28 protein-coding genes and 1 riboswitch are annotated in these 24,869 nt (G+C 65.8%); of the genes, 17 read left to right on the top strand and 11 right to left on the bottom strand.

Going from position 1 to position 24,869, the window contains the following annotated elements; all coding sequences use genetic code 11:
• Positions 1–13: 13 nt before the first annotated feature.
• The 3 genes from ACSFA8_RS04715 to ACSFA8_RS04705 all read left to right on the top strand — a co-directional run bounded on the left by ACSFA8_RS04715 (position 14) and on the right by ACSFA8_RS04705 (position 3,584).
• On the top strand, positions 14–892 hold the full coding sequence (locus ACSFA8_RS04715) for a sugar phosphate isomerase/epimerase family protein (RefSeq protein WP_435478335.1): 879 nt from the start codon (positions 14–16) through the stop codon (positions 890–892).
• Positions 893–1,430: 538 nt separating this feature from the next.
• Positions 1,431–2,345 carry a beta-keto acid cleavage family enzyme gene (locus tag ACSFA8_RS04710; RefSeq protein WP_435478334.1) on the top strand — a complete coding sequence of 305 codons (915 nt, stop codon included), beginning with the start codon at positions 1,431–1,433 and terminating at the stop codon, positions 2,343–2,345.
• 36 nt (positions 2,346–2,381) lie between these two features.
• Positions 2,382–3,584 carry an ABC transporter substrate-binding protein gene (locus ACSFA8_RS04705; RefSeq protein ID WP_435478333.1) on the top strand — a complete coding sequence of 401 codons (1,203 nt, stop codon included), beginning with the start codon at positions 2,382–2,384 and terminating at the stop codon, positions 3,582–3,584.
• A gap of 24 nt (positions 3,585–3,608) precedes the next feature.
• On the opposite strand, the gene nhaR is transcribed toward ACSFA8_RS04705, so the two are convergent.
• Entirely contained in the window at positions 3,609–4,505 is an 897-nt protein-coding gene (nhaR, locus tag ACSFA8_RS04700) for a transcriptional activator NhaR (protein WP_435478332.1), read from the bottom strand.
• Positions 4,506–4,624: 119 nt separating this feature from the next.
• Here nhaR and ACSFA8_RS04695 point away from each other — a divergent pair, with 119 nt between their 5' ends.
• The 3 genes from ACSFA8_RS04695 (at position 4,625) to ACSFA8_RS04685 (ending at position 6,205) form a co-directional block, all read left to right on the top strand.
• Positions 4,625–5,320: a Bax inhibitor-1 family protein gene (locus ACSFA8_RS04695; RefSeq protein WP_435478331.1), complete on the top strand. Its 696-nt coding sequence runs from the start codon at positions 4,625–4,627 to the stop codon at positions 5,318–5,320.
• 21 nt (positions 5,321–5,341) lie between these two features.
• Complete coding sequence (locus ACSFA8_RS04690; RefSeq protein ID WP_435478330.1) at positions 5,342–5,878, top strand: Rrf2 family transcriptional regulator; 537 nt, start codon at positions 5,342–5,344, stop codon at positions 5,876–5,878.
• A gap of 90 nt (positions 5,879–5,968) precedes the next feature.
• Positions 5,969–6,205, top strand: a complete 237-nt coding sequence (locus ACSFA8_RS04685; RefSeq protein WP_435478329.1) for a hypothetical protein — start codon at positions 5,969–5,971, stop codon at positions 6,203–6,205.
• 33 nt (positions 6,206–6,238) lie between these two features.
• Here the strand turns inward: ACSFA8_RS04685 and ACSFA8_RS04680 are convergent, their stop codons facing one another.
• Entirely contained in the window at positions 6,239–7,552 is a 1,314-nt protein-coding gene (locus tag ACSFA8_RS04680) for a hemolysin family protein (protein WP_435478456.1), read from the bottom strand.
• A 22-nt stretch (positions 7,553–7,574) separates the two neighbouring features.
• Here ACSFA8_RS04680 and ACSFA8_RS04675 point away from each other — a divergent pair, with 22 nt between their 5' ends.
• Positions 7,575–8,417, top strand: a complete 843-nt coding sequence (locus ACSFA8_RS04675) for a symmetrical bis(5'-nucleosyl)-tetraphosphatase (RefSeq protein WP_435478328.1) — start codon at positions 7,575–7,577, stop codon at positions 8,415–8,417.
• A gap of 39 nt (positions 8,418–8,456) precedes the next feature.
• Here ACSFA8_RS04675 and ACSFA8_RS04670 read toward each other — a convergent pair whose 3' ends face one another.
• The 4 genes from ACSFA8_RS04670 to guaD all read right to left on the bottom strand — a co-directional run bounded on the left by ACSFA8_RS04670 (position 8,457) and on the right by guaD (position 12,985).
• Positions 8,457–9,944 carry a DEAD/DEAH box helicase gene (locus ACSFA8_RS04670; RefSeq protein ID WP_435478327.1) on the bottom strand — a complete coding sequence of 496 codons (1,488 nt, stop codon included), beginning with the start codon at positions 9,942–9,944 and terminating at the stop codon, positions 8,457–8,459.
• 78 nt (positions 9,945–10,022) lie between these two features.
• Positions 10,023–10,892 (bottom strand): KPN_02809 family neutral zinc metallopeptidase, encoded by an 870-nt coding sequence (ypfJ, locus tag ACSFA8_RS04665; protein WP_435478326.1) that lies wholly within the window; start codon positions 10,890–10,892, stop codon positions 10,023–10,025.
• Positions 10,893–10,980: 88 nt separating this feature from the next.
• Positions 10,981–11,547, bottom strand: a complete 567-nt coding sequence (gene dcd / locus ACSFA8_RS04660) for a dCTP deaminase (RefSeq protein WP_435478325.1) — start codon at positions 11,545–11,547, stop codon at positions 10,981–10,983.
• A 97-nt stretch (positions 11,548–11,644) separates the two neighbouring features.
• A complete protein-coding gene (gene guaD / locus ACSFA8_RS04655; protein ID WP_435478324.1) occupies positions 11,645–12,985 on the bottom strand; it encodes a guanine deaminase in 1,341 nt (446 codons plus the stop codon).
• Between the two features lie 140 nt (positions 12,986–13,125).
• Here guaD and ACSFA8_RS04650 point away from each other — a divergent pair, with 140 nt between their 5' ends.
• From ACSFA8_RS04650 to ACSFA8_RS04630, 5 genes are all read left to right on the top strand, one after another.
• Entirely contained in the window at positions 13,126–14,268 is a 1,143-nt protein-coding gene (locus ACSFA8_RS04650) for a glycosyltransferase family 4 protein (protein WP_435478323.1), read from the top strand.
• Positions 14,265–14,927: an acyltransferase gene (locus ACSFA8_RS04645; RefSeq protein ID WP_435478322.1), complete on the top strand. Its 663-nt coding sequence runs from the start codon at positions 14,265–14,267 to the stop codon at positions 14,925–14,927. Before ACSFA8_RS04650 ends, ACSFA8_RS04645 begins: the two co-directional genes overlap by 4 nt.
• Before the next feature lie 405 nt (positions 14,928–15,332).
• Positions 15,333–16,424, top strand: a complete 1,092-nt coding sequence (locus tag ACSFA8_RS04640; RefSeq protein WP_435478321.1) for a DNA glycosylase AlkZ-like family protein — start codon at positions 15,333–15,335, stop codon at positions 16,422–16,424.
• Positions 16,425–16,519: 95 nt separating this feature from the next.
• Positions 16,520–16,676: riboswitch (FMN riboswitch) on the top strand.
• Between the two features lie 97 nt (positions 16,677–16,773).
• Positions 16,774–17,286, top strand: a complete 513-nt coding sequence (locus ACSFA8_RS04635) for a 6,7-dimethyl-8-ribityllumazine synthase (RefSeq protein WP_435478320.1) — start codon at positions 16,774–16,776, stop codon at positions 17,284–17,286.
• Positions 17,287–17,310: 24 nt separating this feature from the next.
• Complete coding sequence (locus tag ACSFA8_RS04630) at positions 17,311–17,982, top strand: glutathione S-transferase family protein (protein ID WP_435478319.1); 672 nt, start codon at positions 17,311–17,313, stop codon at positions 17,980–17,982.
• Between the two features lie 46 nt (positions 17,983–18,028).
• Here the strand turns inward: ACSFA8_RS04630 and arsH are convergent, their stop codons facing one another.
• Together arsH and arsC are read right to left on the bottom strand one after the other, a co-directional pair.
• Positions 18,029–18,766, bottom strand: coding sequence for an arsenical resistance protein ArsH (arsH, locus tag ACSFA8_RS04625; protein ID WP_435478318.1), 738 nt, complete (start codon positions 18,764–18,766; stop codon positions 18,029–18,031).
• Positions 18,732–19,175 (bottom strand): arsenate reductase (glutaredoxin), encoded by a 444-nt coding sequence (gene arsC, locus ACSFA8_RS04620; RefSeq protein ID WP_435478317.1) that lies wholly within the window; start codon positions 19,173–19,175, stop codon positions 18,732–18,734. The genes arsH and arsC overlap by 35 nt, the downstream gene beginning before the upstream one ends.
• A 29-nt stretch (positions 19,176–19,204) precedes the next feature.
• Here arsC and ACSFA8_RS04615 point away from each other — a divergent pair, with 29 nt between their 5' ends.
• The 3 genes from ACSFA8_RS04615 (at position 19,205) to ACSFA8_RS04605 (ending at position 20,868) form a co-directional block, all read left to right on the top strand.
• A complete protein-coding gene (locus ACSFA8_RS04615) occupies positions 19,205–19,531 on the top strand; it encodes an ArsR/SmtB family transcription factor (protein ID WP_435478316.1) in 327 nt (108 codons plus the stop codon).
• Positions 19,532–19,615: 84 nt separating this feature from the next.
• Entirely contained in the window at positions 19,616–20,122 is a 507-nt protein-coding gene (locus ACSFA8_RS04610) for an arsenate reductase ArsC (RefSeq protein WP_435478455.1), read from the top strand.
• Positions 20,122–20,868 carry an aquaporin gene (locus ACSFA8_RS04605; RefSeq protein ID WP_435478315.1) on the top strand — a complete coding sequence of 249 codons (747 nt, stop codon included), beginning with the start codon at positions 20,122–20,124 and terminating at the stop codon, positions 20,866–20,868. Before ACSFA8_RS04610 ends, ACSFA8_RS04605 begins: the two co-directional genes overlap by 1 nt.
• Here ACSFA8_RS04605 and ACSFA8_RS04600 read toward each other — a convergent pair.
• Both ACSFA8_RS04600 and ACSFA8_RS04595 read right to left on the bottom strand, forming a co-directional pair.
• Positions 20,833–21,600, bottom strand: coding sequence for a sulfite exporter TauE/SafE family protein (locus ACSFA8_RS04600; protein ID WP_435478314.1), 768 nt, complete (start codon positions 21,598–21,600; stop codon positions 20,833–20,835). The genes ACSFA8_RS04605 and ACSFA8_RS04600 overlap by 36 nt on opposite strands.
• 7 nt (positions 21,601–21,607) lie before the next feature.
• Positions 21,608–22,858 carry an MFS transporter gene (locus ACSFA8_RS04595; RefSeq protein ID WP_435478313.1) on the bottom strand — a complete coding sequence of 417 codons (1,251 nt, stop codon included), beginning with the start codon at positions 22,856–22,858 and terminating at the stop codon, positions 21,608–21,610.
• A 143-nt stretch (positions 22,859–23,001) separates the two neighbouring features.
• On the opposite strand from ACSFA8_RS04595, the gene ACSFA8_RS04590 reads away from it, so the two are divergent.
• Together ACSFA8_RS04590 and ACSFA8_RS04585 are read left to right on the top strand one after the other, a co-directional pair.
• Positions 23,002–23,853, top strand: a complete 852-nt coding sequence (locus tag ACSFA8_RS04590) for an AraC family transcriptional regulator (protein WP_435478312.1) — start codon at positions 23,002–23,004, stop codon at positions 23,851–23,853.
• Positions 23,853–24,239, top strand: a complete 387-nt coding sequence (locus tag ACSFA8_RS04585) for a DUF2501 domain-containing protein (RefSeq protein ID WP_435478311.1) — start codon at positions 23,853–23,855, stop codon at positions 24,237–24,239. Before ACSFA8_RS04590 ends, ACSFA8_RS04585 begins: the two co-directional genes overlap by 1 nt.
• On the opposite strand, the gene ACSFA8_RS04580 is transcribed toward ACSFA8_RS04585, so the two are convergent.
• Positions 24,214–24,660, bottom strand: a complete 447-nt coding sequence (locus ACSFA8_RS04580; protein ID WP_435478310.1) for a hypothetical protein — start codon at positions 24,658–24,660, stop codon at positions 24,214–24,216. The two genes, ACSFA8_RS04585 and ACSFA8_RS04580, sit on opposite strands and share 26 nt — an antisense overlap.
• Positions 24,661–24,869: the final 209 nt, after the last annotated feature.

Below are 24,869 nucleotides of genomic sequence, written 5' to 3'. Positions count from 1 at the left end.
ACCTGCCTCATCCATGCGCGATTTCTCCAAAGACCACGACTGGCTTTCCATCAACACGGCCACGGTACGCAAGCAGCGCGGCGTCGAGGTGCCGCTGGATCGCATCATCGACCAGTGCGCCGAGCGCGGTGTGCGCGCCATCAGCCCGTGGCGCGACCAGGTCGCTGCGGTCGGCCTCGACAAGGTGGCGAAGCAGTTGAAGGCGCACGACATCGGCCTCTCGGGCTACTGCCGCGGCGGTTTCTTCCCGGCGCCCAACGCGGCCGGACTGAAGGCTGCGCTCGACGACAACCGCCGCGCGATCGACGAGGCCAGGACGCTGAATGCGCCCTGTGTCGTATTGGTGGTTGGCGCGCTGCCCGGTGCGCTCGACGGCAAGGCCGCCTACAAGGATCTGGGCCGCGCCCGCAGCGAAGTACGCGACGGCATCGCCGCCTCGCTCGACTACGCACGCGAGGTCGGCATGCCGCTCGCCATCGAGCCGCTGCATCCGATGCAGGCGGCCGACCGCGCCTGCATCAATACGCTCGAGCATGCGCTCGATATTTGCGACGAGCTCGATCCCGGTCGCAGCGGCATGCTCGGCGTGGCGCTCGACATCTATCACGTGTGGTGGGATCCGAAGCTGCAGCAGCAGATCGCCCGCGCCGGCAAGCAGCGCCTGCTGGCCTACCACGTGTGCGACTGGCTCACGCCCACACGCGACCTGTTGTCCGACCGCGGGATGATGGGCGATGGCGTGGTCGAGCTGAAGAAGATCCGGGGCTGGGTGGAAGCGGCCGGCTTCGCTGGCTTCAGCGAGGTAGAGATCTTCTCGGCGCTCGACTGGTGGCAACGCGATGGCGCCGAAGTGCTCGACACCTGCATCGAACGCCACAAGTGCGCGGTTTGATGCGCTGACAGGGGGACGGGATCAGGGCGCCGAGGTTCCGGGGCTGCGAGGTTCCGGGGCGGGATCAGGGCGGCGGGGCACGCTGCTCCGCGAATGTCCCCCGGGCTTCGCCCTCCTCCTTTATTTCGCTGCGCAGCGTGCCCCACCACCCTGATCCTGGAAGCCGCGTGACCGTTTCGCGCTGAACATGCAGAGCGTGCCCAAGGCCGCTGGTGGTGGGTGGCCCCTGCAGCGAAATAAAGGAGGAGGGCGAAGCCCGGGGGACATTCGCGGAAGGGGCCACCCGCCGCCAGCGGCCCGCCCCACAGGCTCTACCCAAAAACGTCAAGCACGAAGCGCAGGCGCGCGATGCCTGTGCAGCCAACGCGACAACCGGTTCGGAACGACGCTCGTCCGGGGCGTGTGCAGCGAAGCGCCTGCATGCCAGCGCGTCTCGTAAACCCTGCCCCCAAATGTCGTTGAAACGACTGACCGCACGACGCGTGCAAAAAACAATGGGGCTCCCTACCGATCACCCCTCCAACAGCACACGCCAACGATGTCCAAACGCAAAGTGATTCTGACCATTGCCCCGACCGGCGGCATGGCGCACAAGTCGCAGAACCCCGCCCTCCCCACCCAACCGAAAGAAATCGCCGAAGACGTCATTCGATGCTGGAACGCCGGCGCGAGCGTGGTCGCGATCCATGCCCGGCGCCCCGACGACGGCGCCACCTGCAACGCCGACATCTACCGCGACATCAACACCCGCATCCGCGCCAAGAGCGACATCGTGATCAACAACTCCACGGGCGGCGGCGTCCATGGCGACATGGTGAAGCCACTGGCCGGCGACCGCTGGGAAATTCTCTGGGAGGAGCGCCTGAAAGGCATGGATGCCGGTGCCGAGATGTGCACGCTGGACGCGACCACGCTCAATCTGAGCTTCGAAGGCAAGGAGATCCTGATGGACACCTCGCTGACCCGTGGGCGTGAACTCGCGGCGGGAATGAAGGCACGCGGCATCAAGCCCGAATGGGAAGTCTTCAGCCCGACGCACATCCTTCAGGACACCACCACGCTGATCGACGAAGGGCTCGACGACGCGCCTCACTTCGTCAATCTCGTGATGAACGTGCACCGCAATTTTCAGAACGCAATGCCCTACTCGCCGCGCTTCCTTCAGATGATGGTGGACACCCTTCCGAAGAACAGCATCTTCTGCGTCAGCGGCATCGGCCCGTCGCAGCTCGAAGCCAACGTGGCTTCGCTGCTGCTCGGCGGCCATGCCCGCGTGGGCCTGGAAGACAACCTGTACTACCGCCAGGGCGAACTCGCAACCAACATACAGCTGACCGAGCGGATCGTCCGCGTGATGCGCGAGCTCGACATGGAGCCAGCAACGCCGGCCGAGGCGCGCGAAATGATGGGCCTGCCGCGCATCGGCTCCGTCCGGCCCGCCTTCGCGCTCTGAAGTCACCCCAACCCGCTCATCAAAAAGACACAGAACATGAAAAACGCACGCATCGCCACCGCCCTGGTTCTCGGCGCGACCGCCATCAGCGCCTCCGCCCAGATCTCGGACGACGTGGTCCGGATCGGCTTCATCAGCGACATGTCCGGCATCTACCGCGACTACGACGGCCCGGCCGGTGCCGAAGCGATCCGGATGGCCATTGCCGACCTCGGCGGCATGCTGAATGGCAAGAAGATCGAACTGGTCACCGCCGACCATCAGAACAAGCCCGACATCGCTGCCGCCAAGGCGCGGGAATGGTTCGACGTCAACAAGGTCGACATGCTGATCGGCGGCGTGAACTCCGGCGCGGCCATTGCGATGGCGGGCGTTGCCGCGGACAAGAAGAAGCCCTTCTTCGTGGTCGGTTCAGGGGCCTCCAGCCTCACCAACGAGTTCTGCTCGCCCTACACCGTGCACTACGCCTACGACACGGTGGCCATGGCGCGCGGTACCGCCAGCGCGGTGCTCAAGTCCGGCGGAAAGAGCTGGTACTTCGTGGCGGCCGACTATGCTTTCGGCGCAGCGCTGCAAAACGATGCCAGCAAGATCATCCTTGCCAATGGCGGCACCGTGGCGGGGTCGGTCAAGCATCCGCTCGGGGCGAGCGACTTCTCTTCGTTCATGCTGCAGGCGCAGGGCTCGAACGCCCAGGTGCTGGCACTGGCCAATGCAGGCGGCGATACCGTCAACGCGCTCAAGTCCGCTGCCGAGTTCGGCCTCAGCAAGAACATGAAGCTGGCCGGCATGATCATCACGATCAACGATGTACACGCCCTTGGCCTGAAGACCGCGCAGAACATGTACCTGACCGACAGCTGGTACTGGAACCAGACGCCGGAATCCCGGGAATGGGCGCGCCGCTTTTTCGACAAGCACAAGCGCATGCCCTCCTCCTTCCACGCAGGCGACTACTCGGCTGCGGTGCAGTACCTGAAGGCGGTGAAAGCAGCCGGCACCGACGACGCGGACACGGTGATGGCGCAACTCAAGAAGTCGAAGTTCGAGGACATGTTCGTCAAGGGCGGCTGGCTGCGCGGCGACGGACTCATGGTGCACGACATGCAGTTGATGCAGGTCAAGACACCGACCGAGTCGAGCGAACCGTGGGACTACTACAAGGTGGTCGAGCGGATCAAGGGCGAAGCGGCCTGGACGACGAAAGCAGAAAGCCGGTGCGCCCGCTGGAAGACTTGACGACGGCCGGCGGCTGAGCGTCCCTCACGTCCGCAAGAAACTCACCCGCGCCGCGTGGGTGATGGCGACGACACACGGATGCTTGATGCGGCGCTCGACCGAGATGGCAAAGAACTCCTCGACCAGTTCGGAGGTGCGCCCCACCACCTCGACGCCGTACTGCGCGCAGGTCTCTTCCTCGAGCACGGCCGGCGACATGAACACGCCGCGCCCTTCGCCGCCGAACGCCTTGAGCAACGCGGCATCGTCGAACTCGCCGATCAGGCGCGGCCGCAAGGCATGCTCGGCCAGCCACAGATCCAGGCGCTGCCGCATGGCCGACGACGACCCCTGAATCAGCATCGGTGCGCCATCGAGGCAACCGGGAAACGATCCCTTGAGCGATTGCTTCAACGCGGGCGCCGCGAAGAACGTCATCGCCGTGGTGCCGAGCGTGTGGTTGAAAGCCTTGACGCTGGTCTGCTTGCTCATCGGCTCGTCGGCAATCACGAGATCGAGGCGCTGCACCGAAAGTTGCGCCAGCAGATCGCGAAAGTTGCCTTCGTGGCAAACCAGGCGAACCTGCTCGGGAATGGTGAGGGCGGGCTCGAGGAGCCGGTAGGCAATCGCCTTGGGCACCGCATCCGCGATCCCGACCCGAAAACTCAGGCTGCGCCCGGCCAGGCTCTTGCTGCTGACCGCGGCCTCGAGCTCCGCGCCCAGCGAGAAGATGTGGTCGGCGTAGCTCAGCGCGGTGCGGCCCTCTGGCGTGAGTTCGAGACCGCGGCCGCTTTTCTGGAACAGCCGGCATCCCAGCGAGTCTTCGAGCATCTTGATCTGCGCCGACAGGGTTTGCGGCGTGATGTGCAGCTGCAGACCTGCGCGAACGACGCCGCCCGCCTTGGCTGCAGCCCAGAAATAGTGAAGGTGCTTGTAGTTCAACAGTGCAGGACGCAATCGATACTGCGTGAAAAGCGATGTAACGATGCCAAATATACGACTTTTATCGAAACCTGATTGCCACTACATTCGACGAGTACCACCTTCACAGGAGAAATCAGATGAGAGACGACATTCAGGTATTCGGCGCGGGCCAATCCATCGGAGATTCGAGCGCGCAACGCAACCAGGTGCTGCGCAACACCTACTGGCTGCTCGCACTGTCGATGGTGCCCACGGTTCTGGGCGCCTGGATCGGCGTGGCGACCGGCGTGGCCAGCGCCATGTCGCCCGGCATCGGCTTGGTGGTTTTTCTGGCGGGTGCGTTCGGCTTCATGTTCGCGATCGAAAAGACCAAGAACTCCGCGGCCGGCGTGCCGGTGCTGCTGGCGTTCACGTTCTTCATGGGCCTGATGCTTTCTCGCCTGGTCGGCAGCGTGCTCGGCCTGTCGAACGGTGCGAGTCTGGTGATGACCGCCTTCGCCGGCACGGGCGCCGTGTTCCTCGGCATGGCTTCGCTGTCGTCGGTGATCAAGCGCGACCTGACGTCGATGGGCAAGTGGCTTTTCATCGGCGCCATTCTTCTGCTGGTCGCCGGCATCGCCAACTTCTTCATCCAGTCGAGCGCGTTGATGATCACGTTGTCGGTGCTGGCAGTGGGCATCTTCTCGGCCTTCATCCTGCACGACCTGAAGCGCGTGAAAGACGGCCACGAAACCAACTACATCACCGCCACGTTGGGCGTCTACCTCAGCCTCTACAACGTGTTCCAGTCGCTGCTCATGCTGCTTGGCATCGGCGGTGGACGCGACGAGTAAACCGTTTTTCAAGGAGCCGCCATGCGTCTCACCACCAAAGGCCGGATGGCCGTCGTTGCAATGGTCGACGTGGCCTTGCACGGAAAGACCGGGCCGATTGCGCTGGCCGTCATCGCCCGCCGGCAGCGCATCTCGATCTCGTACCTCGAACTGATGTTCGCCGACCTGCGCCGGCACGGCCTCGTGGCATCGACACGCGGACCGGGCGGCGGCTACACGATCGGTCGGGCCCCGGCAAAAATCTCGGTGGCGGACATCGTCTACGCGGTCGATGGTTCCGGCACCGAGTCGGGCCAGCGCGGCTTCGATCTGGTCGCCCCGGACGATCAACGATGCCTGACGCCCGACCTTTGGTCTTCGCTGAGCCAGCGTGTCGTGGAGTTCCTGGATTCCATCAGTCTGCAGAAGCTGGTCGATGACCAGATCGCCAGCGGCGTCCGCATCGAAAGCGAAAGTGCCCCCGTCAAGCGGGCCGAACCGATTCGTGCAAGAGCGGCGCCGAGCCGCCCGAAGGCGCCGAACTCCGTGTTTGAACTCGGCAAGTTCCAGGCGGGTTGAGCGCCGACATCGTGCTCAAACCCCGCAAAGCGTGAAATCTTTCCTCGGAAAATGGATACCTAAGTTCTAAAGTTCAGGCATTCATTTTTCTTGTCCGAGGGCATCATGCAGGTTCGCAAAATTGGTTTGCTGGTCGAACAGCCACGGGATGGCGCCTATTACTGGGTGATCCAGGAGGATGTGCGCCGTGACGGACGCTACGAGCCTATGCAGAAGGCGGATCGCCCTTTCGCCACCTACGCCGCGGCGCTCGCCCAGGGCTACGGCGTGCTGCAGCGCCTTTGCGGCCTCACCGGCCTGCCGGCGCGCGGCCCGGTTTCCATCTAGGCCGCGCCTGCGCCCTGGCGCCCTGCTGACGCTTCAAGACTCGTCGGCGTCGTAGTTGAGGTCGGGGCGGGCCCGGATCTTGTCGATACGGCGACCGTCGAGTGCCGCCACTTCGAAGGTCCAGCCGGCGCAGTCGATGCGCTCATCCACCGTCGGCAGATGGCCCGACACCGACATCAGCAGACCGGCCACGGTGTTGTAGCGACCGCGCTCTTCTTCCGGCAGTTCCTTGATGGCGAGCCGCGCGCGCAGTTCCGATACCGGCATCAGTCCGTCGAGCTCCCATACGCCGTCGGCGCGCAGCGTGGCCCAGGCGTCGGTCTGCATGCCGGGCTGCAGTTCGCCGGTGATGGCTTCGAGCAGGTCGCGTGGCGCCATCAGGCCCTGCACCACGCCGTATTCATCGACCACGAACACCAGACGGCCGGCGCGCACGCGGAACTGCTCGAGCAATTCCATGCCGGTCAGCGTCTCGGGCACGAACGAGGCGGGCTGTGCGGCCGACTCGATCGGACCTTCATGCTCCGGCCCGAGCTGCAGCAGCTGTGCGACGCTGATCACGCCGACCACATCGTCGAGCGAGTTGCGGCACACCGGATACCACGAATGAACCAGATTCAACGCGGCGGCGGCGGCCACCTTCTGCAGCGCCTGCGCCACCGTGTCGGAGGCGTCGAGCCATTCGATGTCGGCGCGCGGAATCATCAGCGACGAGAGTCGCCGGTCGTCGAGATGGAACACGTTGCGCACCATCTGATGCTCGTGCTGCTCGATCACGCCGGCATCGACGCCTTCCTCGAGGCTGGCCGAGATTTCTTCTTCGGTCACCATGCGCGCGGCGTTGGCGTCGATGCGCAGCAACTTGAGCGTCATGCCAGTCACGCCCGAGAGCAGCACCACGAAAGGCTTGGCGCCGGTGGCCAGCGCGCGCATCGGGCGCGACACCCAGCGCGCCACCGGCTCGGGGTAGAGCTGGCCGATGCGCTTGGGCACCAGTTCGCCGAAAACGATCGTGAAGAAGGTGATGCAGGTCACCACCAGCGCGGTCGAGACGACGCTGGCGGTGCCCCTCCCCATGCCAAGGCCTTCGAGCCAGTCGGCCAGCGGCGCCGCGAATGCGGCTTCGCCCACGATGCCGCTGAGCATGCCGATCGAGGTGATGCCGATCTGTACGCTCGACAGGAACTGGGTCGGGTCTTCCATCAGGCGAAGCGCCGCAACAGCACCCGCATCACCGGATTCGGCCATGGCTGCGAGCCGCGCACGCCGACTGGTCGAAAGGGCCATTTCGGACATGGAGAACAACGCGTTGAGCGTCGTCAGCAGGGCCAGCAGAAAAACATCCATGTACGCGGGTGAGAATGGGGACATGGGACTTTACTTGATAGGGGATGTGCAGGGCTGCGACGACGCGCTGGGCCGGCTGCTCGACAAGATCGCCTTCTCGCCGAGCCGCGACCGCATCGTGCTGCTGGGCGACCTCGTCAATCGCGGATCCGATTCGGGCGCCGTGCTGCGGCGGGTGCAGGGTTACGGCGCCTCGGCGCGCAGCCTGCTCGGCAACCACGACCTGCACCTGCTCGGCGTGGCACACGGCGCACGCAAGGCTGGCCGCAAGGACACGCTGGCCGCCGTGCTCGACGCGCCCGACCGCGAGATGCTGCTCGACTGGCTGCGGCAACAGCACATGGCCTTGCACGAAACAATCGCCGGCGCCGACTTGCTGATGGTGCATGCCGGGGTACCGCCGCAATGGAGCGTGGCCGATACGCGCGTGCTCGCAGCGGAGGTCGAGGCCGTCCTGCGCGGCCCGGCCCTGGGGGAGTTTCTGCAAACCATGTACGGCAACGAGCCGGCGCAGTGGAGCGCCACGCTGACCGGCAGCGCCCGGTCGCGCGCGATCGTGAACGCGCTGACGCGGTTGCGCTTCTGCAGCGCCGAGGGCGTGATGGAATTCGAGTCGAAGGACGGTGCCGGTTCCGCGCCGGACGGCTTCATGCCCTGGTTCGACGTGCCGGGCCGGCGCACCGCTGGCGCGACGGTCGCCTTCGGCCACTGGTCGACCCTGGGTTGGGTGTCGCGGCCCGACCTGCTGTCGACCGACACCGGTTGCGTCTGGGGTGGATGCCTCAGCGCGGCGCGCATCGGCGCCACGCTTGCCGAGCGCGAGCACATCAAGGTTGAGTGCCCGCAAAGCCAAAAGCCCGGCTGAACCGGGCTTTGCAGGGCTGAAAGGCTCAAAAAACCAGCGTCAGGAACTCGACTCGGCCGTCGGGTCGGCAGTCTTGAACAACGCCGCCACCTTGCGCTTGCTCTTGATGTTGGCCGAAATGCCGCGCGTCGCAGGCGCAGTCTTGGCCGCCGCTTCCCACGCGGGCGTGGCATCGGGCTGGCCTGCCTCCGCCTCGTAGGGCTGATCGAAGAACGGGTCGCGCGGCGCGGATGGCGCACGGTGGGGGCGCCCCCCGCCGCGCAGTGCGCGGGGTTCGGCAGCGCGTTCACGCGGCTGATCCAGCACGTCGCGCGCGTCGCCGGCCTCGCCCTCTTCGCGCCAGTGACGGCGACCATCGTTGATGTGGCCGCGTGGACGGTCTTCTTCGAACTCGATGGGTTCGAGCTCGATCTTTGTCTTGATGAGCTTTTCGATGTCGGCCACCAGCCGCACATCGTTGCCGCCACTGGCAAAGCTCACGGCCAGGCCGGAAGCGCCCGCGCGGCCCGTGCGGCCAATGCGGTGCACATAGTCTTCGGCGTTGAACGGGATGTCGAAGTTGAACACCGCCGGCACGTCCTTGATGTCGAGGCCGCGGGCCGCAACGTCGGTGCACACCAGCAGGTCGACCTCGCCCTTCTTGAACGATTCGAGCGCCTTCAGCCGCTCGTCCTGGCTCTTGTCGCCATGCAGCGCGGTGGTCTTGAGGCCCTCGCGTTCGAGCGAACGCGCGAGCCGCGCGCAGCCGAGCTTGCTGTTGACGAAGACAAAAGCCTGCGTGATGCCACGCTGCTTGACGATCTGCTTCAGGGCACGCCGCTTGTCGTCGTCGCTCACGCTGTAGAAGTGCTGCTCGACCGTGGAAGCCGTTTCGTTCGGGCGCGCCACCTCGATCGTGATGGGGTTCTGCAGGTAGCTGCCGGCCAGACGCTTGATTTCGGGCGAGAACGTGGCCGAGAACAGCAGGGTGATGCGCTGCTTGGGCAGGTAACTCAGGATGCGTTGCAGATCGGGCAGAAAACCGATGTCGAGCATGCGGTCGGCTTCGTCGAGCACCACGTATTCAACCTGGTTCAGCACCGCGTTCTTGGCTTCGATGTGGTCGAGCAGGCGGCCCGGAGTGGCGACCAGCACTTCGACACCCTTCTTGAGCTCGAGCGTCTGCGGCTTCATGTCCATGCCGCCGAACACCACGGTGCTGCGCAGGTTGGTGTACTTGGCATAAAGCTCAACCTGCTGGGCAACCTGCACCGCCAGCTCGCGCGTGGGCAACAGCACCAGTGCGCGCACCGGATGGCGCGCCGGCGAGGTCGAACTGTTCTCGTGTTTGAGCATTCGCTGCAACAGCGGCAGCGCGAAGGCGGCTGTCTTGCCGGTACCGGTCTGCGCCGCGCCCATCACGTCCTGCCCCGCAAGCACGACCGGAATGGCCTGCTCCTGGATCGGTGTCATGGTCTCGTAGCCCATTTCGGCCACGGCGCGTGCCAGCGGTTCGGCCAGCGAAAGATTGGAAAAAGAACTTGTCATTAACCATCAATTGTCGCACTGCCGCAAAAACCGGCAATGACAACAAGAAACCGGGGCCAACCGGGCGTTCCGGCCGCGCTACAAACTCCGTGCCGCGAAGGTATCGCAGGACTGGATCTGGCCGCTCTGATAGCCGGCGCCGAACCAGCGTTGACGCTGGGCGCTGGTGCCGTGGGTGAAGCTGTCGGGCACCACAGCCCGGCCGGCCGACCGCTGCAGCGCGTCGTCGCCGATCTTCTGGGCCGCATTCATGGCCGCCTCGATGTCGCCCGGGTCGAGCCACTTCTTCGACTCCTGAGAGTGGTGCGCCCAGACCCCGGCGAAGCAGTCGGCCTGCAGCTCCACGCGCACGCTCAGCGCGTTGTTCTGGGTCTGGCTCAGTCGCCCGCGCATGCCGTCGACCTTGGCGGTCACGCCCAGTTCGTCCTGCACATGGTGGCCGACCTCGTGCGCGATCACGTAGGCCTGCGCGAACTCGCCGGGCGCGCCGAGCTGGTTCTTCAGGGTGTCGAAGAAGCCGAGGTCGATGTAGACCTTCTTGTCGCCGGGGCAATAGAACGGGCCCATCGCCGCCTGGCCGGTGCCACAGGCCGTCTGGGTCGCGCCGCGGAACAGCACGAGCTTGGGCGCGTTATAGGTGCCGTTGTTCTGGCGAAAGATCGCCGTCCAGACCACTTCGGTGTTCTTGAGCACGGTGGAGACGAAGGCCGCTTCGCGGTCATTGGACGGGGGCTTGGGCGCGGGGCCCTGCTGCACCTGCGGCGCCGGATCGCCGCCGCCGGTGAGAAGCCCGAGCACGGTCAGCGGATTGATGCCGAACACCCAGCCTGCGATCAGCGCCACGGCGACGGTGCCGATGCCGACACTGCGGCCACCGATCGGGAATCCGCCACCGCCGCTGCGGCGGTCTTCAACGTTGTCGGACTGTTCGTTGCCTTCCCATTTCATGACGCGCTCCTTGCCGGCGCCAACCGGCTACGGAGATGGTAGCGGTTCAACGGGAGGCGGCGTAACCAACCGTCATGGCCCTACCCGCTCAGGCCTTGGGCAGGGTCACGCCGCGCTGGCCCTGGTACTTGCCGCCGCGATCCTTGTAGCTGGTCTCGCAGACCTCGTCGCTCTCGAAGAACAGCACCTGCGCACATCCCTCGCCCGCATAGATCTTGGCGGGCAGCGGCGTCGTGTTGCTGAACTCAAGGGTCACGTAGCCTTCCCACTCGGGCTCGAACGGCGTCACGTTGACGATGATGCCGCAGCGCGCGTAGGTGCTCTTGCCCAGGCAGATGGTCAGCACGTTGCGCGGAATGCGGAAATACTCCACCGTGCGCGCCAGCGCAAAGCTGTTGGGCGGAATGATGCAAAAGTCGCCGTTCATGTCGACGAAGCTCTTCTCGTCGAAGTTCTTCGGATCCACCACGGTGCTGTGAATGTTGGTGAACACCTTGAACTCGGGTGCACAGCGGATGTCGTAGCCGTAGCTCGAGGTGCCGTAGCTGATGATCTTGTGGCCGTCCTGCTGGCGCACCTGGCCCGGCTCGAAGGGCTCGATCATGCCGTGCTGTTCGGCCATGCGCCGGATCCATTTGTCGCTCTTGATGCTCATGTGAAATCGGGGCTGCAGAAGGTGGCGCGAATTGTGGCACGGCCGGCAACGGCGCCCCGCGCCGGCTCGCGCAGAGGGTCGATTGCGCAGGGGCGGATCAGGCGGTGGTGGCGCGCGCCGCTTCGGCGCAAGGGGCAGCCGCACGCGCCGACACGGCCAGCGCTTGCGACACCACGGCCTGTTCGATCACCCGGTCGTCGCCGAGCACGATCATCGCGAACAGCAGCTCTTCGAGGCTGTCGGCACGCGCTGTCTTGCGTGCAAGCAACGGCGTTGCTTCGGGGTTCAGCACCAGAAAGTCGGCTTCGCAGCCGGGTTGAAGGTTGCCGACCACGCCATCGAGGCCGAGCGCGCGTGCTGCGCCTGCGGTGTGGCGCCACCAGAGCTGCGACGGCGCGATGCTGATCCCCGGCTTGGTCTGTCCGTGCCGACCTACGTAGTACGCCGCCATCATCGTGTGGAACGGGCTGAAGCTGGTGCCGCCGCCGACATCGCTGGCAAGGCCGTAGTGGTAGCCAATGCGGTCGGCACCCTCGAAATCGAAGAAGCCGCTTCCCAAAAACAGGTTGCTGGTGGGGCTCACGGCCGCCGCGGCGCCGGTTTCACGCATTAGCCGGCGGTCGTCATCGTCGAAATGGATGCAGTGCGCATACACCGAACGGCGGCGCATCAGGCCGAAGCCGACGTACACGTCGAGGTATGAGCGGGCCTGCGGGAACAACTCGGCCGCCCACTTCACCTCGTCTTCGTTCTCGGCCACATGGGTGTGGATCCAGGTGTCGGGATAGCGTGCCGCCAGCGCGCCGGCGCCGCGCAGCTGGGCTTCGGAGCAGGTCGGCGCAAAACGCGGCGTGATGGCATAGCCGAGCCGGTCGACGTTGTGCCAGCGCTGGATCAGGGTTTCGGTGTCGATCAGGCTCTGCTCGGTTTCGTCGCGCACGCCGTCCGGCGAGTGGCGATCCTGCAGCACCTTGCCGCCGATCATGCGCAGCTTGCGGCGCTGGGCAGCGGCAAAAAACGCCTGTGCCGAAGCCGGATGCGAGGTTGCGAAGGTGACCGCCGTGGTGACACCGTTGCGCAGCAGTTCGTCGAAAAACACCTCTGCCACTTCCGCCGAGTGCGCCGGATCGGAAAAAAGACTTTCGACCGGAAACGTGTAGTTCTCCAGCCACGGCAACAGCCCGTCTGCGGGCGCACCGATGATGTCGGTCTGCGGAAAGTGGATGTGCATGTCGATGAAGCCCGGCGCGAGGATCCTGCCCGGCAGGCGCATTACATTCAGGTGGCTGTAACGCGCGGCCAGCGCATCCCAGGAGCCCGCGTCCTGGACGATCTGGCGCCCGCGTGCATCCGGCCCCACCACCAGCAGGCCGTCCTGATCGAACAAGGCGTTGCCCGCGTTGTCGAAACGCAAAAGAGAGGCACGATAGGCTTGCATGATGGCAAGCTTACGCAAATTCGGGACGGCCGCGATACGTGTGTCACGATAATTGCTATCCAATCTGATCGTGCACTCCCGCACTTCCATCGGAACCTTCTTTTGACGCTGCATCTTCTTCCCTCGGACTCTGCCCATCGATGAAAGTGCTTTTAATAGGCAACCTGCCCCTGGACGGGCAGACCAGCATGCTTCTGTTCCAGGCCGTGATCGAGCGCGAACTTGCCCGCCTCGGCTGCGATGTCCGGCTGGTGACAGCCGAGCCGCTGGCGCTGCGCCTGCCCTATCCGAAGCGCCTGCGCAAATGGGTGGGCTACATCGACAAGTTCGTCTTTTTCCCATTGACGCTCGGGCGGCACGTGCGTTGGGCCGATGTGGTGCACGTGACCGATCACTCCAATGCGATGTATGTGCCGCGCGTGGTCGGCAAGCCGAACATCGTGACCTGCCATGACGTGATCGCGATCCAGGCCGCGCTTGGCATGGTCGAGGGCTGGAGCGTGGGCCGAACCGGTCGGCTGTTCCAGCGGCTGATCTCGCAAGGCTTGCAGCGCGCCGACCTGGTGACCTGCGTTTCGCACCTGACGCGGCGCCACCTGCTCGCACTGAAACTTGTCGACGAAAAGAAGGCCAGCGTGGTGCTGAATGGCCTCAACGCGGACTTCACGGTGGTGTCCTCCGAACAGGCCGCGCCCCTGATCGAGCGCTTCGGCCTGACCGTGCAGGACCGCTACTTCATGCACATCGGCTGGGATCTGGCACGCAAGAACCGCGTTGCCGTGCTCAAGGCCTTCATCGAACTGCAGCAACGCGCGGCAGCCGGTGGCCGATCGCCCGCCGCAGACAAGCTGCTGTTCGTCGGGCCGGAGTTGTCGCCGGAGATGGCCGAGCTGGCGCGCGCGAGCGGTGTGTTCGAGCAGATCCGGGTGATTCGCGATGTGTCGCACGACGAGCTGCGCGCGCTCTATGCAAGCGCCGTGGCCCTGCTGTTTCCTTCGCTGCAGGAAGGTTTCGGCTGGCCGATCATCGAGGCGCAGGCTTGCGGCTGCCCGGTGTTCACGTCCGACCTCGCACCGATGAACGAGATCGGCGGCGAAGGCGCGGTGTATGTGGATCCGCTCGATGCTGCCGCGTTTGCGACCGCCATCGAGCAGGCCACACCGCGGCTAGGCGAGATGCGTACGCTCGGCCTCGCGAATGCCGCGCTCTATTCTTCGGAGCGCATGGCCATGGGCTACATCGAAAGCTATCGCCGGGTCATCGAAGCCCGTCAACGCGCGTGAGAAAGCTGCTGTCGCTGGCGGTCGTGTTGCTGCCCTGGCCACTCAAGCGCTGGCTGCTGCGCCGGGTATGGGGCTACCGGATTGCCGACGATGCGCGCATCGGGCTCTCGTACATCTTTCCGGGCCAGCTGGAGATGGGCTCCGGCGCCCGGATCGGGCATTTCAACGTCGCGGTCCACCTGGGCCGGCTCGAATGCGGCGACCACTCGATCATCGAACGCGGCAACTGGATCACCGGCCATGCGCCGGACGGCGCGCACTTCACACACCGCACCGCGCGCGATCCGGCGCTGCTGCTCGGCGCACACGCGGCCATCACCAAATCGCACATCATCGACTGCACCGACCGGGTCGAGATCGGCGCGTTCAGCACGGTGGCGGGCTACCACTCGCAGATCATCACGCACGGCATCGACATCGTGGCCGGCCGGCAGGATTGCAAGCCGATCTCGATCGGTGCCTACTGTCTGGTGGGAACCCGCGTCACGGTGCTTGGCGGCGCAGTGTTGCCCGACCGCTGTGTGCTCGGCGCCGGTGCGGTGCTGAACAAGCCGTATCTTGAAGAGCACACGCTCTACGCCGGCCAGCCGGCCGTGCGCGTGAAAGCTTTGCCGGCCGATGCGGCCTACTTCCACCGCGCCGAGGGGTTTGTCGACTGACAACGGTCTTGCATTCAAGGATCTGAATCCAGCGGTGATCTGGGCGCAGAGGGTCCGGGGCGCAGAGGGTCCGGGGCGCAGAGGGTCCGGGGCGCAGAGGGTCCGGGGCGGGATCAGGGCGGCGGGGCACGCTGCTCCGCGAATGTCCCCCGCCTTCGGCTCCTCCTTTATTTCGCTGCGCAGCGTGCCCCACCGCCCTGAGCCTGGACGCGGCGTGACCGATTCGCGCTGAACATGCAGTGCGTGCCCAAGGCCGATGGTGGTGGGTGGCCCCTGCAGCGAAATAAAGGAGGAGGCCGCAGGCCGGGGGACATTCGCGGAAGGGGCCACCCACCACCATCGGCCCGCCCCAGACCATGAACCAGGCAACGACACGACACGCCCCGCTGTGCTGCAATCGGCCCCATGGCTGACCCGACCGTCGACGACCTGCGCCGTTATGCCGTGGCGCGCACCCTGTTCAAGCCCACGACGCTGCCGCGTGCGATCCAGCGGCTCGGCTTCGTACAGGCCGATCCGATCCGCGCCCCGGCGCGCGCGCAGGATCTGACGCTTCGCCATCGGGTCACCGACTATCGTGCCGGCGACCTCGAGCGCCGCTATCCACGTCTTCCGATCGAGGAAGACTGCCTCGTCAACTACGGCTTTCTGCCACGCGAGCACCTCGCGCTGATGCACCCCCGCGAGTCCAACCGCCCATGGGATGCCGAAACGCAACGCAAGGCGGCCGCCGTGCTGGCCTTCGTCCGCGAACACGGTCCTGTGCATCCACGCCAGGTGGAGCTCCATTTCGCGCACGGGCGCATGAAGAACTATTGGGGCGGCTCGAGCAATGCGAGCACGCACCTGCTCGACGGCATGCACTACCGCGGCATGTTGCGCGTGGCCCGGCGCGACAGCGGCACTCGCGTCTATGAAGCCGTGGCACACCCGCCCTGCGACGAAAGCCCCGTCGGGCGGGCGCAACGCGCTGCGGCGCTGGTCGATCTGGTGGTGCGCAAGTACGCGCCACTGCCTGCCGCAAGCCTGACCTACCTCGTGCGGCTACTGGGCCATGGCGCCCCGCATCTTTCGGCGCAAACACGGGACGCCTTGCGACAGGCGCGCGAACAACTCGCCACCTGCCGCATCGACGGCACGACGTGGTACTGGCCTGCCGATGAAAACCCGCGCTCCCGACGCCACTCGCCCGACGAGTCGGTGCGGCTGCTCGCGCCCTTCGATCCGGTGGTGTGGGATCGCCGCCGCTTTGAACTGCTGTGGGGCTGGGCATACAAGTTCGAGGCCTACACGCCGGCACCGAAACGCCAGTACGGCCACTACGCCCTGCCCTTGCTGTGGCACGACCGTGTGATCGGCTGGGCCAACGTGTCGGCAAGCGAAGGCCGGTTGGCGCCAATCTTCGGCTATGCAGGGGCGAAGCCGCGCGGCGCAGCGTTTCGCGCGGCGCTGGACGACGAGCTGCAGCGCATGACGCAATTCCTGGCCGCACACTGAGATGCGCAGCGGGCCGTGGGGTTTTGGCTCCTGCGTGACAGCGCGCTTGCTCGCTCCTCCCTAAAATCGGCCTCGCTCCGGCGCAAGCTGGAGCCAAGCGTTCTCAGGGCGGGGTGCAATTCCCCACCGGCGGTGATGGCGGCGAAAGCTGCACAAGCCCGCGAGCGCCCGAAGCCCAGCGGGTTTCGGGGTCAGCAGATTTCGGTGAGATTCCGAAGCCGACGGTCACAGTCCGGATGAAAGAGAGCGCGAAACGCTGGCTTGGCCGCGCGCGTCTTTGCGTCGTGCGGTCTGGCCCGCGGCTTCGTGCGCCCTGATTCTGGAAACCTGCTTTTTTGCAAGAGGCACCATGAGTCAGATCAACGACCTTCCCCTTTCCGCCCTCCCGGCGTCCGATGCATCGAACCGCCTGCGCGTCGCTTTTGTCCAGGCGCAGTGGCATTCCGACATCGTGCACCAGGCGCGCGATGCCTTCCTCGAAGAGATGGCGCGCCAGGGCTTCGCACGCGACCGGATCGACGTCATCGACGTCCCCGGCGCCTTCGAGATCCCGCTGCAGGCCAAGCGCCTCGCGCTGTCGGGCCGCTATGCCGCCATCGTCGGCTGCGCGCTGGTGGTCGACGGCGGCATCTACCGCCACGAGTTCGTGGCCAACACGGTGGTCAGCACGCTGATGGCGCTGCAGCTCGAAACCAACGTGCCGATCCTGTCAGCCGTGCTGACGCCGCACCACTTCCATGAGCATGTGGAACACCGCAAGTACTTCCATCGCCACTTCGCGGTGAAAGGCACCGAAGCAGCCGACGCCTGCATCAAGACGATCGAAGGCCTGCGGCAGATCGACGCACTGCTGGCCGCCTGAGCCGCGGCGCGCTACGCTGCGCGCATGACCCACGCAGACCACTACACCCTCTACGGCGCGGCCGGTTCGGGTGCCACGCCGGTGCACGCCGCGCTGACATTGATCGGTGCGCAATGCACGGCCATCGACGTTGCGCCATGGGAAGGCGAGCACGAGCGCAACAAGCTCACGGCCGTCAATCCGCTGCAGCAGGTGCCAGCGCTGGTGCTGCCGTCCGGCGAAGTGATGACCGAAAGCGCCGCCATCCTCATCTGGCTGGGCGACCGCTATCCCGAGGCGCGGCTTTGTCCGGCGCCGGACGACCCGCTGCGGGCACGCTACCTGCGCTGGATGGTGTACGTGCCAGCCGCGATCTACTCGATGTACTGGGTGCGCGACGAGCCCTCGCGCCTCACGCCCGAACCGGCAGCGCAGGCGACCATGCTCACGCGAACGGCAGAACGCATTGCCGAATGCTGGCGCCTGATGGATGCACAGCTGCAGGGCGACACTCCCTGGCTGCTCGGCGAGCGCATCGGCATGCTCGACCTCTACGTGGCGGTGGTGTCGCGCTGGACGCCCGGGCGCGCGCGCTTCTACCGCGAGGCGCCGCGCATGGCCGAGGTGGTGCGCCGCGTCGATGCCGACCCGCGCCTGACGGATTTCTGGGCCGCGCGCTACCCGTTCGTGCCGGGCTGGGGAAGTGTGGATTCGTGAAGCGACCTGCCTGGCCACCACACGCCGCAAGTGCTACGAGCAAGGTTCAGATCGAGCGCTGATTGACACGCTTTGAAAGGGCGTCGGCACTCTCCCGGCGCTCGCTGTAGCGATCCACCAGGTAAGGCGCCACGTCGCGCGTCAGCAAGGTGAACTTGAAAAGCTCCTCCATCACGTCGACCACGCGCTCGTAGTACGCAGAGGGCTTCATCCGGCCGGCCTCGTCAAACTCGAGAAACGCCTTGGCCACCGATGACTGATTGGGAATCGTCAGCATGCGCATCCAGCGGCCCAATACGCGTAGCTGGTTCACGGCGTTGAAGGACTGCGAGCCGCCGGACACCTCCATCACCGCCAGCGTCTTGCCCTGGGTCGGCCGCACGGCGCCGATGCTCAATGGAATCCAGTCGATCTGCGCCTTCATGATCCCGGTCATCGCGCCATGGCGCTCCGGCGAGCACCAGACCATGCCCTCGGCCCATTGCGCCAGTTCGCGCAGTTCCTGCACCTTGGGGTGATCTGCCGGCACGCTGTCCGGCAAGGGCAGTCCGGTGGGGTTGAAGATGCGCACCTCGCCACCCATGGCCTCCAGCAGGCGGGCCGCTTCTTCGGTCAGCAGCCGGCTGAAGGATCGCTCGCGCAGCGAGCCGTAGAGCAGCAGAAACCGCGGTGCGTGCCGCGCCGGCGCGGCACTGACCAGGCGCTCCCGCGAAGGCCGCTCGAACAGCTCGGCGTCGACGTTCGGAAGATCAAGCCGCGGGACCGACACGGCGGCCTTGCGCATCGATCACCATTTCGCCGTCCTCTTTGGTGAACGGGCCCTTCTGCGGCGATGGCAGGATGTCCAGCACCACCTCGGAAGGCCGGCACAAGCGGGTGCCCAGCGGGGTGACGACGATGGGACGGTTCATCAGGATCGGATGTTCAACCATGAAGTCGAGCAATTGCTCGTCGGTCCACTTCGAATCCGCGAGGCCCAGCTCGTCATAGGGCGTGCCCTTTTTCCGGAGCAGCGCACGCACCGGTATGCCCATGGCATGGATCAGCGCCTTCAGCTTCTGCTTGCCCGGGGGGGCCTTGAGGTATTCGACGACTTCGGGCTCGTCACCGCTGTTGCGGATGAGAGCCAGCGTGTTGCGCGAAGTGCCGCAGTTCGGGTTGTGAAAGATCGTGATGGAAGGTACTGGTTGCATGACTTCTATTATGCAATTAATATTGAAATATGGAAGAACAAGAAGTCGTCAGATCCCTTGCGGCCCTGGCCCAGCCCGTGCGCCTGCAGGTGTTCCGTGCACTGGTGGTCGCCGGCCCCGAGGGGTTGACTCCCGGTGCCCTGGTCGAAGGCCTGAACGTGGCCGGCACCAGCCTGTCGTTCCACCTCAAGGAACTGACCCATTCGGGTCTTGTGACGCAAGAGCGCAATGGCCGCAACCTGATTTACCGCGCGACCTTTGACCAGATGAATGCCCTCGTGGGCTACCTGACCGAGAACTGCTGCGCCGGCGAAGCCTGCGCTGTCGAATCCACCAACAAGGCATGTGCCTGCTGAAGGAGATCCCCATGAATCGATTTCATGTCCGCGGCACCGCGGTTGCCGTGCCCGTCAAAGCGTCCGCCTGCTGCTGAGGTACCCATGGCTGAAAAAATCTACAACGTGCTGTTCGTGTGTACCGGCAACTCGGCGCGCTCCATCATGGCCGAGGCGCTGCTGAACCACATCGGCCGCGGGCACTTCAAGGCCTATTCGGCCGGCAGCCGTCCCGCGGGCAAGGTGAACGACCACGCCTTGCGCACGCTGGCCAAGCTGCATTTGCCCACGGAGGGCTATAGCAGCAAGAACTGGGAAGAGTTCGCCAAGCCCGGTGCGCCCGCGCTGGATTTTGTGCTGACCGTCTGTGACAACGCGGCCGGAGAGACCTGTCCGTACTGGCCTGGCCAGCCCATGTCGGCTCATTGGGGCGTAGCCGATCCGGCGGCGTTCAAGGGTTCGGAGGAAGCGACGGCGCGGCAGTTCATGGACACGGCGATGACCCTGAAGCGCCGCATCGAGCTGATGCTGGCCCTGCCACTGTCACGCCTGGATTCGATGGCGATCCACCGCGAGATTCGCGACATCGGCAAGGCGCAAAAGGCTGATTGATGACCGTCAACGTGAGCGATCTTCCGCGCAAGCTGCTGGCAGAAGCACTGGGCACCGCGTTGCTGCTGGCCGTGGTGATCGGCTCGGGCATCATGGCCGAGCGTCTGTCTGGCGGCAACGTCGCCATCGCGTTGTTGGCGAACACTTTGGCCACTGTCGGTGGCTTGTACATCCTGATCGAGGTGTTCGGCCCGATCAGCGGCGCGCACTTCAACCCGGCGGTCAGTGCCGTGATGGCATGGCGGCGCGAGTTGCCCGCAGCCAGCCTGGCGCCCTACATCGTGGCCCAGCTCGTTGGCGCGCTGCTCGGTGCCTGGCTGGCGCACGCAATGTTCGACATGGGCATCCTGCAGTTCTCGGCCAAGGTGCGCAGCGGCGCGGGCCAATGGATCGCCGAGGCCGTGGCCACTGCCGGACTGTTGCTGGTGATCCTGCGCGCGCCGGCGGGCCGTGCCAGCGCGATGGTCGCGGCCTACATCGGCGCGGCCTATTGGTTCACTGCATCCACCTCGTTCGCCAATCCGGCTGCGGTGTTCGGCCGCATGTTCAGCGACAGCTTTGCCGGCATCGCGCCCGCCAGTGCGCCGGGCTTCGTGCTGGCCGAGTTGATCGGTGCGGCCATTGGGCTGGTGATTCACAACGCCCTGGAGCCGCGCCGGCACCCTGCAGGGCATCCCAACGTGATCGAGTCGTCCGGTCAGCGCGGTAGGTCAGCCAGCACTCCACCTGAGCCAGAGCACCGGTAGCGACGACGCCAGCAGCGCGACGCCCGATGCCGTGAGCAACCCCAGCACGATCTGGCGGAACGCGGCGTCGCTGATGCCGATGTAGAGCCGCGCGCCGAGCAACACCGGCACCAGCACGCAGACCGCGACGATGGCCAGCATCGGCAGCATGGCGGCGGCCACGTTGCCGGCGCCGATCTGCAGCGCGAACGCGACTGCGAGCATGGAGAGATTGAAGTTCTGCACCACCGAACGCTGGACGTCTTTTTCGAGCCCGCGCAGCGTGCACCAGAGCGTGGGCACCGGCCCGGTGAAGCCGCCGACACCGCCGCAGATGCCGCCCAGGAAGCCCGAAACGCCGTCCGCCACGCGCCCGCCCCATGCGACGCGCGGCAGCTTGCGCGCGAACAGCATCGTGATGCACCACGGTACGAGCAAGCCGCCCAGGCAAGCCTTGAACAACACCACATCGAGCCGCGGCAGCAGCCAGATGCCGATCGGCACGCCGACCAGTCCACCCAGCACAAAGGGCAGCAGCAGCCGCTTGTCGAAGCCGCGCCGCACGGTCACCGCGGCGATCACCTGGCCGCAGAGCGCGCCGAAAGTCGCGAGCACGGCGGCCAGCTTCGGATCGACCGTCCAGGCCCAGAACGACATCGCGACCAGCCCGAAGGCGAAGCCCGACAGCCCCTGCACGAAGCCCGCGACCACCGCGCCGAGCGCGACGATCAGGTAGAGCGAGGCGCCGCTCAACGGCCGCTCAGGCAGAGGCCGGAACGAGCGCCGTGCGCCGCACCCGCCGCACGTTGAAGGCGCTGGCGATCAGCACGCCCTGCACCAGCGCCAACCCGAGGATCACGCTCAGGTACTGGCCGTTGTCCATGAGCCGTCCGAAGATCAGCGGCGCCACGGCCTGCCCGATGTCGAGCCCCGCGTAGACCACGCCGTAGACGCGACCAGTGGCATTGGGCGGCGTCGATTTCTTGACCAGCAGGTCACGCGACGGCCCGGCAATGCCCGAGGCAAACCCCATCGCGCCGAACAGCACCGGCACCAGCACTGCCGGAAAGCTGGCGAAGGCGAGCACCAGCGCCAGCAGCGCCGCGATGCCGAAGCCGGCACCGACGATGCGCTCGCAGCGCGACGGATCCGACGCAAGGAACCCGCCCACCACCATCCCGCCCGCACTCGCCACCATGTAGACCGTCAGGCACACCGCCACCAGAGCCACCGGCACCGCGTGCAGGTGCCCGGCCGCCACGGGTGCGAAGGTCTGCACGATGCTGATCACCATCGCGTAGAAGAAGAAGAAGCCGAAGCACATCCACACCGCCGGGATGCGCAGAAAGTCGAACTCGCCGCCGACTGCTGCCGACTCGCCCTGCCCCGTCGCCTTGTGCACGGCCTTCACGTCGAGCGCGAGCACGCTGCGGTTGAGCCACAGCACCAGCAGCACCACCAGCGCCAGCACGCCTGCCGAAGCCAGCGCCACGCGCCACGAATAGGCGATCGCGATCGGCACCACGAAAGCCGGCGCCAGAGCCCAGCCAAGGCTGCCGGTGATGCCATGCACGCTGTAGGCATGGCCGAGCCGCGTCGGCGCCACCTTGCGGTTGAACAGCGTGTAGTCGACCGGGTGGAACACGCCGTTGCCGACGCCCGCGACCATTGCGCAAGCCAGCAGCATCCAGTAGCTCTGCGCCATCGAATAGCCAATGGCCGCCACCGCCAGCAGCCCGAGCCCGACGAACAGCACCGGCCGCGGGCCGAGCTTGTCGACGATGAAACCAGAGGCTGCCTGCACGATGCAGGACACCACGAAAAACACGGTGAGTACCGCGCCCAACTCGGTGTAGCTCACGTTGAAAGCGTCCTTGAGCCAGGGGAACAGTGGCGCCAGCGTCAGCTGGCTAAAGTGGCTGATGGCATGGGCCAGGCCGACCAGCCCGATCAACCTGGCATCTGCCTGCAAAGTGGAAGGGGGTGCGGCGTCGATAGAGGCGGTGGTCATGTCTGGCTACAAATTGGGGAGCGAGCTTCGATGCTAGCCCCCACAGAATCGGCAGAATAGCGACACCTTGCCAATGTTTGCCGAAAACCAGCCAAGCCAGAAAGGCAGGACGAATGCCAAGCGCTGAACCGCACTCCCCCTCCTTGTCGGCAGTTGCCGAAAGGCGCCGCGCTGCCACCCCTTCCACCGCACCGACCACCAGCGTTGGCCCGCTCACGCCGCACCTGTACGCGCCCGACGCGGTGCGCCCGCTGCGCGCCAAGGAACACTTCCTCCAGGCCGACACGCTGGTCGAACTGCACCAGCACCCGTGGCCGCAGCTCACGTTTTCGACGCGCGGCGTGATCCGCCTCAGCACCGAAGACGGCAGCTACATCGTGCCGCCCTCGCGCGCGCTCTGGGTGCCGGCCGACATGCCGCACAGCATCACCCTGATCGAAGACGCCGAGCTGCGCACGGTGTACCTGCACGGCTGGATCGCGCCGGGCTGGGAGAAATGCGAAGTGCTCGAGATCAGCCCGCTGCTGCGCGCACTGATGCTGGCGCTCGACACCACACCCGATGGCCTGCCGCCCCGCGACACGCAGGCGGCGCAGCGCGAGCGCTGGATCGCCCCGCTGCTGGTGAACGAACTCGAGCGCGCCACGCAGATCCGCATCGATGTGCCGCTGCCCGCCAACAAGCGGCTGCGCCAGTTGTGCGAGGCGCTGCTGCGCAACCCCGCGAACCGCGCGACGCTAGCCGAGCGCGCCGCCATCATTGGTGCCAGCGAACGCACCGTGGCGCGCATGTTTCGCGACCAGTTGGGCATGAGCTGGCAACAATGGCGCCAGCAGGCCGTAATGGCCCATGCGTTGCCGCTGCTGGCGCGCGGCATGCCGGTGAGCCAGGTTGCGACCGCCAGCGGCTATGCAACCGATAGCGCGTTCTGTGCGATGTTCAAGGCCGCGACAGGACAATCGCCCACCGCGTTTCAACACAAAAAGAGGCTCTAGTGAACATTCGCACCACTCTCTCCGCCCTCGCGCTGCTCACCGCCGGCACGTCGTGGACGGCCCACGCCGACTTGCTCGGCGACCTGAAAACCCAGGCCGGCAACTACGCGATGCCGGCCGTCGGCGCCGACACCATCGGCAACGCCGCCGGCGTCTTGCAGTACTGCGTGAAGAACAACTATCTGGGCGGCGATGCTGCCTCGGTCAAGGACAAACTGCTCAGCAAGATCACCGGGCAGAAGCAGCAGCAAGCCGGCTACGCGAACGGCGCCAAGGGACTGCTGCAGGGTGGCGACGGCAAGTCGCTGAACTTGAAGGCCGTGTCGGGCAAGCTCAAGACCAAGGCTTGCGACTATGTGCTCAAGAACGCGTCGTCACTGGTGTAACGCCGTCGGGCGAGCCGCGATGGGTCTGCGGCACGGCGAGCGCACGCGCAGCGTCGTCGACACCCGGAAGGCCCCATTGCACCGTGACCGCATGAATGCGCAGCACGAAGCGCATGGCTTCCACTGCGGCCTGTTGGCGGCCGATGGCGCAGAGCAGCGTCCAGTCGGCGTCGGCCGCAACCGGGAGCCCGGTCGCGCGCGCATCCTGCAGCGCATGCCAGACCGCAACGACGGCGCGTGACGCAGGTTGCCCGAGCGCCGTGGGCGCCCGCCCCGCCAAGTGGGTGTCGAGCCATCGCCGCAGCGCATCGTCGATGCCAGCCACCCCGTGCACCAGCGCGTGGGCCAGCGGCACCGACGCCAGGGGCAAGGTCGAGAGGGTGGGCCGATAAACGCCGAAGCGATCAGGCTCCGAACGCACAACCGAAAAGGTGGGTAGCATCCAGCGAAACATCCGGGCACCATGCCGCAATTCTGGCGCGCGGCGTGTAGGCGCAAACTGCATCTGCACGTGCGAAGTCCAGAATTTCAGGCCTTCAATGGTCGAACACGACGGGCCGTCATTCGTTCGGTCATTCGTTCGGTTTGTACAATTTATCCAATTCGTACCTTCGAGGACTGCCACCAGCG

The sequence above is a fragment of the Variovorax nitratireducens genome (assembly GCF_051216545.1).
Classification (GTDB): Bacteria; Pseudomonadota; Gammaproteobacteria; order Burkholderiales; family Burkholderiaceae_C; genus Variovorax.
The sequence above is the reverse complement of the archived record's forward strand: the minus strand, read 5'-3'. Positions and strand labels throughout refer to the sequence as shown.

Coding starts and splice junctions, on each gene's coding strand:
- arsC (WP_435478317.1), bottom strand. CDS start 19,175: ATGCAACCAGTACCTTCCATCACGATCTTTCACAACCCGAACTGCGGC.
- ACSFA8_RS04635 (WP_435478320.1), top strand. CDS start 16,774: ATGAGTCAGATCAACGACCTTCCCCTTTCCGCCCTCCCGGCGTCCGAT.
- ACSFA8_RS04690 (WP_435478330.1), top strand. CDS start 5,342: ATGCGTCTCACCACCAAAGGCCGGATGGCCGTCGTTGCAATGGTCGAC.
- ACSFA8_RS04710 (WP_435478334.1), top strand. CDS start 1,431: ATGTCCAAACGCAAAGTGATTCTGACCATTGCCCCGACCGGCGGCATG.
- dcd (WP_435478325.1), bottom strand. CDS start 11,547: ATGAGCATCAAGAGCGACAAATGGATCCGGCGCATGGCCGAACAGCAC.
- ACSFA8_RS04650 (WP_435478323.1), top strand. CDS start 13,126: ATGAAAGTGCTTTTAATAGGCAACCTGCCCCTGGACGGGCAGACCAGC.
- ACSFA8_RS04695 (WP_435478331.1), top strand. CDS start 4,625: ATGAGAGACGACATTCAGGTATTCGGCGCGGGCCAATCCATCGGAGAT.
- guaD (WP_435478324.1), bottom strand. CDS start 12,985: ATGCAAGCCTATCGTGCCTCTCTTTTGCGTTTCGACAACGCGGGCAAC.
- ACSFA8_RS04705 (WP_435478333.1), top strand. CDS start 2,382: ATGAAAAACGCACGCATCGCCACCGCCCTGGTTCTCGGCGCGACCGCC.
- ACSFA8_RS04615 (WP_435478316.1), top strand. CDS start 19,205: ATGGAAGAACAAGAAGTCGTCAGATCCCTTGCGGCCCTGGCCCAGCCC.
- ACSFA8_RS04595 (WP_435478313.1), bottom strand. CDS start 22,858: ATGACCACCGCCTCTATCGACGCCGCACCCCCTTCCACTTTGCAGGCA.
- ypfJ (WP_435478326.1), bottom strand. CDS start 10,892: ATGAAATGGGAAGGCAACGAACAGTCCGACAACGTTGAAGACCGCCGC.
- ACSFA8_RS04605 (WP_435478315.1), top strand. CDS start 20,122: ATGACCGTCAACGTGAGCGATCTTCCGCGCAAGCTGCTGGCAGAAGCA.
- ACSFA8_RS04675 (WP_435478328.1), top strand. CDS start 7,575: ATGGGACTTTACTTGATAGGGGATGTGCAGGGCTGCGACGACGCGCTG.
- ACSFA8_RS04640 (WP_435478321.1), top strand. CDS start 15,333: ATGGCTGACCCGACCGTCGACGACCTGCGCCGTTATGCCGTGGCGCGC.
- ACSFA8_RS04670 (WP_435478327.1), bottom strand. CDS start 9,944: ATGACAAGTTCTTTTTCCAATCTTTCGCTGGCCGAACCGCTGGCACGC.
- ACSFA8_RS04680 (WP_435478456.1), bottom strand. CDS start 7,552: ATGGATGTTTTTCTGCTGGCCCTGCTGACGACGCTCAACGCGTTGTTC.
- ACSFA8_RS04610 (WP_435478455.1), top strand. CDS start 19,616: ATGGCTGAAAAAATCTACAACGTGCTGTTCGTGTGTACCGGCAACTCG.
- ACSFA8_RS04630 (WP_435478319.1), top strand. CDS start 17,311: ATGACCCACGCAGACCACTACACCCTCTACGGCGCGGCCGGTTCGGGT.
- arsH (WP_435478318.1), bottom strand. CDS start 18,766: ATGCGCAAGGCCGCCGTGTCGGTCCCGCGGCTTGATCTTCCGAACGTC.
- ACSFA8_RS04715 (WP_435478335.1), top strand. CDS start 14: ATGCGCGATTTCTCCAAAGACCACGACTGGCTTTCCATCAACACGGCC.